Consider the following 6,108-nt stretch of genomic DNA (forward strand, 5'->3'; position numbering starts at 1 on the left):
TATATTTACATCCTCCTATTTGCTGACAATTATTTACCTAAACAGAATTGACTAAATAATTCCGTGAGTAATTCATCCTGATAACTATCACCAGTGATTTCACCAAGTAATTCCCAACTTCTGGTCATATCAATTTGAACTAAATCAATTGGCATCCCTGCAGCAATTCCGGTTATAACATCATCTAACGCAGTTTCAGCTTGATTTAATAAGCCAATATGACGAGAATTCGTAATCATGATTGTTGTTTGACTGTTTTCGATCCCACCAAAAAATAAGTTAGCAATCTTTTCTTCAAGTTGCTTCATACCTTCGTGTTTCAAGACAGAAATTGAAATAATTTCAGTTGGATCAACCATGCTTTCTAACTCTTTGCGGTCTAAATTATCAGGTAAATCTGTTTTATTTAAAATAACAATTCGTTTATCATTTTGCGTTAATTTAATGAGTTGTTTATCTTCAGCAGATAAGGGTTCGTTGTTGTTTAAGACAAGCATTACTAAATCAGCTTGAACGATTGCTTCTTTAGAACGTTCAACCCCAATTTTTTCAACTTTATCTTCTGTATCCCGAATACCAGCTGTATCCACTAACTTCAAAGGCACACCCATAACATTAACGTATTCTTCAATCACATCACGCGTTGTTCCGGCAACATCAGTTACAATGGCTTTATCCTCATGTAATAAATGATTCAAAAGACTCGATTTACCAACATTAGGACGACCAATAATGGCCGTAGCTAATCCTTCACGTAACACTTTACCTTGTTGCGCAGTTTGTAGTAATTCTTGCACATATTTCTTAACATCTCGTGCTTTTTCAAGCAATAATTTAGTCGTCATTTCTTCACCAGCATCGTATTCTGGATAATCAATATTAACTTCAACTAATGCTAAAACATCTACGATATCTTTACGTAAATTACGAATTAAACGTGATAAATTACCATCTAACTGGTTCAAAGCCACTTTCATTGAACGATCCGTTTTAGCACGAATTAAATCCATGACAGCTTCAGCTTGAGATAAATCAATTCGACCATTCAAAAAGGCCCGTTTTGTAAATTCACCAGGTTCAGCTAATCGCGCACCATTACTTAATAGTAATTGTAAAATTTGGTTCGTTGGTACAATCCCACCATGACAGTTAATTTCAATGACATCTTCACGTGTAAATGTTTTTGGCGCTAGCATCACCGAAACCATGACTTCATCCACTTCTTCATCCGTTTTAGGATTTAAAATATGACCATAATTAATGGTATGGCTATCAACATTAGCTAAATTTTTCCCTTTAAACACGTTGTTAGCAATTTGAACGGCGTCTTCCCCACTCAATCGAACAATTGAAATGGCCCCTTCACCAGGTGGTGTCGAAATAGCGGCAATTGTATCAAATTCTGTTAGTTCTGGCATGTCTTTAAATGCTCCCTTCATTTTCTTATTATCAGTCAGGCAACCTTGTTCTTTAAATTTTTTCAAACAAAAAAAGGGCCCACTCCACGCCATAAAAAGGACGTGGATAAAGCACCTTCACTACTTTATCTAATATTAAGTTCAATGCCAATAATATACTTGCTTTACTGGCATTTGTCAACAAATCTGTTTAACTAAATTGATTCGTTTAACTACGAATAGACCGATTTTCTAATTTACTAGTAATTATTTTCAATTCTTGAACATAACCTAGATATTCTTCTTCAGTCATATCAAACGAAGCAAAACAGCTAGCCATTTGTTCCATAATCTTACTTTTACTTTTTTTCGCTTTTTCAGTTAATGAAACATTTACGCGACGTTCATCTTCAGAATCTCTAGCACGTATAATCCAATCATCTTTTTCCATACGTTTTAGAAGTGGTGTTAATGTCCCATTATCCAAATGTAACTTTGCCCCAAGTTCCTTCACCATAACGGGGGCTTTTTCCCACAATGAAAGTAACGTTATATATTGCGGATACGTTAAATTAAATTCCTTCAATGATTCTGTATAAAATTTATTGTAATCTTTTTGTGCTGTATAAATGGAAAAACAAAGTTCATCTTCTAATTTGTTCGGATTATGTTTTAAAGTCATATGTGGTGGCTCCTTCTATTACTGACTAATTCGTTTTATTCTTAGGTGCAACAATAACTGATCGTTTGGTTCCTGTTCCAACCGATGTTGTTTTGATTCGATTATTTCGTGCTAAATAAAAATGAATTTGCTTACGCTCATTAGCAGGCATTGGATCCAATTGAATGGTTTCACCTGTTCGAATAACATCCTTAGCAACTTTAATTGTTAACCGTTCAATCGTTTCTTCACGACGCTGACGATATCCACCAACATCTAGAATAACGTTCATTCGACTAACTGCTTTTTGGTTCATGTTAACTTGTGCTAAATACTGCAAGGCATTTAAGCTCTTACCATGTTTACCAATTAGTAAGCCCTGTTTACTCGTATTGAAATCATAGGTTACCTGACGACGTTCAAATTGAACGTTGATTTCTGTATCAATCCCCATCAATTCAGTAATATCAGCTAAATAATACCCAACATCATGAACTGCTTTTTCATTAAGCTGACTTCTAGCAGCTTTTTCTTCTGCCGTCAGCGGTTTTGATGCAATAATCTCTTTTTTTTCATCAATTGTTTTTTTGCTTGTCGGTTTTTTCACTATTTTTTTTTCAATTAACTCAACTTCCGCCTTTTGACGGCCAAAAAATAAGAATCCAGACTTGCCTTCATTGATTATTTTGATCTCGACCTGTGTTTTTTCAAGCTTTAAAGTAGCCAAACCACCAGCTACAGCTTGATCAACATTTTTTCCAGTAAATATGGGCATGTCCATCCTCCAAATATAATTATCATCGTTATATTATAGCACTAAATGCCCCCTTATCTATACCCTTTTTTGGAACGACTTTTTTTAAAAGTTCTATCATTTGACAAAATCTATAGGCCCCAGGCTATAATGACATATAGAAGTAAATAAAAACACTTGGAGGTTTAATTCTATGAATAAATTAACAGATACATATGAATTAGCAAATGGCGTAAAAATTCCAGTTGTCGGGTTTGGAACTTGGCAAACACCTAGTGGTGATGTTGCTAAAGCATCAGTAAAATCGGCCTTAGCTGCTGGTTACAGACATTTAGATACTGCTGAAATGTACCATAATGAAAGTAGCGTCGGTGAAGGTATCATCGAAAGCGGTGTTGCCCGTAAGGACATCTTTTTAACAAGCAAATTAGCTAACACGGCGCACACTTACGATGAAACACTAGCGGCCTTTGCACAAACATTAAAGGACTTGGACGTTGATTATCTTGATTTATTCTTAATTCACTGGCCTAATCCTGCTGCTTATCGTGAAGATCATTGGGAAAACCATCTTCAAGAAACATGGCGTGCCTTTGAAGATCTCTATAATGAAGGTAAAATTAAAGCAATTGGCGTTTCTAACTTCCGTCCTCGTCATTTCAAAGTTTTAGAAGAAACACAAACGATCACCCCAATGATCAATCAAATTAGATTGGCCCCTGGTGATACCCCTAAAGAAACCATTGATTACTGTCATGAACACAATATTCAACTAGAAGCATATAGCCCATTAGGAACTGGTGCTATCTTCACTGAACCAACAATGGTTAAAATTGCCAGTCGTATTGGTCATAGCGTTGCACAAGTTACGTTACGCTGGTCATTACAAAATGGCTTCTTGCCACTTCCAAAATCTGTCCATGCTGATAGAATTGAAGAAAATACTCATTTATTTGATTTTGAATTATCTGATGCAGATATGGCAGAAATTAACTCACTTGAAGGTGTGGTTGGTTACGCACAAGATCCAGATACAGTAACTTTCTAAATTGTTTCACGTGAAACAAATGCGTGCCCAGAAATTCTGGGCACGCATTTTTAGTATTATCTATATTTTGTAGATGCATCAGGCATAATTAAAGCACAAAGAATGTAAACTAAAATACCAGGAAACGCAACACTCACAACGCTCAAGATGATATAACCTATTCTTGTTATTGTTGGATCCCAGTTAAAGTACTCAGCAATACCACCAACAACCCCTGCAATAACTCTATCATTTGATTTTGTTAATTTTTTCACCTTAATAACCTCCCTGTTATTACTTTTCTTAATTATAACTAAAATAAAAAACCAAATCTACTAAATGAGATTTGGTTTCAGACACTTATTTTTTATTACGGCCTTTATAGGCTTTCTTTTTTGCTTTTTGAATAGCTTGGACTTTTTCTTTTTCAAGACGAACTTTTTCTTCACGTTCACGCGTAATTTTGAACGGATTGTTAATCATTAACGTTTGTCCAACTGAAAATGCATTTGTTATAACCCAGTACAATGACAAAGCTGATGGTAAATTGATAGCTGTAACAAGAATCATTACTGGCGTACCATAAACCATGATTGATGACATTGAATTAGCTTCTGGTTGGGCCATAACACCCAATTTAGAAACAAAGTAAGTTAAAATTGCAGCCAAAATAGGTAAGATGAAGTACGGATCTTTATCACCAAGTTGTAACCACAAAAATTCACCTGTTTTTAAAACATTAGTTCTTAAAATAGCCTGATAAAGAGCAAGTAAAATTGGCATTTGCACTAATAATGGTAAACATCCAGCAACTGGATTAATACCTGCTTCTGCATACAATTTTTGTTGTTCTTCACGTAATTTTTGGACAGTTGCAGCATCTTTACCAGAATGCTTAGCTTGAAGTGCCTTCAATTGAGGTTGTACTTCAGCTGTTTTACGCATACTTCTTGTTTGGTAAATCATTAATGGTAACAAAATAACCCTAATGATTATGGTAAAGATGATAATACCAACACCATAGTTTCCACCAAATAATTTTGAAAGGAAAATAATCGCTCTAGAGAAACTAAGGATAATACCACCATCCCAGATTCCTGTACTATTTTCCGTTATTGGCGTTGTACTACATCCTGCTAGGACCAACATCAACCCTAACATACTGAATAGGACTAAAAATCGCTTACTCTTCTTTTTCACAAGAATACCCTCGCTCACTTTATTAGTCTAAAATCTTAGCTATTTTTAAAACATGCATCATTTGTTTTTTTGATTCTTCTTGCGACAACCAAGCAACAGATGGTCTAGCAATAACCAAAAAATCACAATCTTGTTTAAGATCTGGTTTCAATTCTAATAACGATTGACGAATACGACGCTTAACCCAATTACGGGCAACCGCATTCCCAATACGCTTTCCAACTGAAATTCCGACTCTAAAATGAACTTGTCCTGGTTTTTCCATCATATAAATAACATATTTCCGGTTCGCACAAGATTGACCCTTTTTAAAGACGGTTTGAAACTCTGCTTCCTTTTTAACGCGATATGATTTTCTCATGTAATATCTCCAGTTAATTAGGTTCTGTATCTTTGTAATAAAAAAAACCACTGAAATCAGTGGTCTATGCAGACAATACTTTTCTACCTTTACGGCGTCTACGTGCTAAGACGTTACGGCCGCCTTTTGTACTCATGCGTTTACGGAAACCATGGACACGTTCACGGTGACGTTTTTTAGGTTGGTATGTTCTTTTCATAATTTAGGCACCTCCTTAAATACTTAATGTTTCAACTAATCGGTATCTCAACAAAACAAGACACCAGTGATGTCAATTTCACTTACCGGAATATAATACCATACTTCTTTCTTCTATGAAAGAAAATTATGAGAATTATCTATAAATTAGTTATCCACATTTTCAAAGGATTTATTTTTTTCTTGTGGATGACTTGTGAAACACATCTCACGTTCCACAGTTCGGGTCACAGCCTTTTTCACAATAAACAGCCTGTTAATAAGTTATACACACCCTTAACTATTAATTGTGAACAACTCTTTAAAAAGCTATTAAATCAACGCTTACATTCCTACCTTTTTTGTGGATAACTGGTTGCTGTTGGGGCTACTGTTTCTTTTTACCCAACCTTGTGGAAAACTTATTAAACCCCCTGTTATTCTTTTTTGCACAATTTTTTAAACCTGTGGAAAACTCCGCTTTAAAATGCTAAACTAGAGTTACGATTTATTTAGACAAGGAGGCTTTTT

The 6,108-nt window shown here is 35.1% G+C and carries 8 protein-coding genes; 1 reads left to right on the plus strand and 7 read right to left on the minus strand.

The window, feature by feature from the left end; all coding sequences use genetic code 11:
- Positions 1-29: 29 nt before the first annotated feature.
- The 3 genes from mnmE to jag form a co-directional block, all read right to left on the minus strand.
- Complete coding sequence (gene mnmE / locus ACVPPR_RS09290; RefSeq protein WP_462298555.1) at positions 30-1,418, minus strand: tRNA uridine-5-carboxymethylaminomethyl(34) synthesis GTPase MnmE; 1,389 nt, start codon at positions 1,416-1,418, stop codon at positions 30-32.
- Between the two features lie 208 nt (positions 1,419-1,626).
- On the minus strand, positions 1,627-2,079 hold the full coding sequence (locus tag ACVPPR_RS09295) for a MarR family winged helix-turn-helix transcriptional regulator (RefSeq protein WP_462298512.1): 453 nt from the start codon (positions 2,077-2,079) through the stop codon (positions 1,627-1,629).
- A gap of 25 nt (positions 2,080-2,104) precedes the next feature.
- On the minus strand, positions 2,105-2,833 hold the full coding sequence (gene jag / locus ACVPPR_RS09300; protein WP_462304255.1) for an RNA-binding cell elongation regulator Jag/EloR: 729 nt from the start codon (positions 2,831-2,833) through the stop codon (positions 2,105-2,107).
- Positions 2,834-3,005: 172 nt separating this feature from the next.
- Here jag and ACVPPR_RS09305 point away from each other — a divergent pair, with 172 nt between their 5' ends.
- Positions 3,006-3,860, plus strand: coding sequence for an aldo/keto reductase (locus ACVPPR_RS09305; protein WP_462304256.1), 855 nt, complete (start codon positions 3,006-3,008; stop codon positions 3,858-3,860).
- Between the two features lie 56 nt (positions 3,861-3,916).
- Here the strand turns inward: ACVPPR_RS09305 and ACVPPR_RS09310 are convergent, their stop codons facing one another.
- The 4 genes from ACVPPR_RS09310 to rpmH all read right to left on the minus strand — a co-directional run bounded on the left by ACVPPR_RS09310 (position 3,917) and on the right by rpmH (position 5,599).
- Positions 3,917-4,114: a PspC domain-containing protein gene (locus ACVPPR_RS09310; RefSeq protein WP_462304257.1), complete on the minus strand. Its 198-nt coding sequence runs from the start codon at positions 4,112-4,114 to the stop codon at positions 3,917-3,919.
- Positions 4,115-4,199: 85 nt separating this feature from the next.
- Positions 4,200-5,039 carry a membrane protein insertase YidC gene (yidC, locus tag ACVPPR_RS09315; protein ID WP_462298503.1) on the minus strand — a complete coding sequence of 280 codons (840 nt, stop codon included), beginning with the start codon at positions 5,037-5,039 and terminating at the stop codon, positions 4,200-4,202.
- A 22-nt stretch (positions 5,040-5,061) separates the two neighbouring features.
- The gene (gene rnpA, locus ACVPPR_RS09320) at positions 5,062-5,400 is read right to left on the minus strand and encodes a ribonuclease P protein component (RefSeq protein ID WP_462304258.1); all 339 of its coding nucleotides are present in this window, start codon (positions 5,398-5,400) and stop codon (positions 5,062-5,064) included.
- Between the two features lie 64 nt (positions 5,401-5,464).
- Positions 5,465-5,599, minus strand: a complete 135-nt coding sequence (rpmH, locus tag ACVPPR_RS09325; protein ID WP_057974157.1) for a 50S ribosomal protein L34 — start codon at positions 5,597-5,599, stop codon at positions 5,465-5,467.
- Between the last annotated feature and the right edge of the window lie 509 nt (positions 5,600-6,108).

The sequence above is a fragment of the Dellaglioa sp. L3N genome (assembly GCF_054941095.1).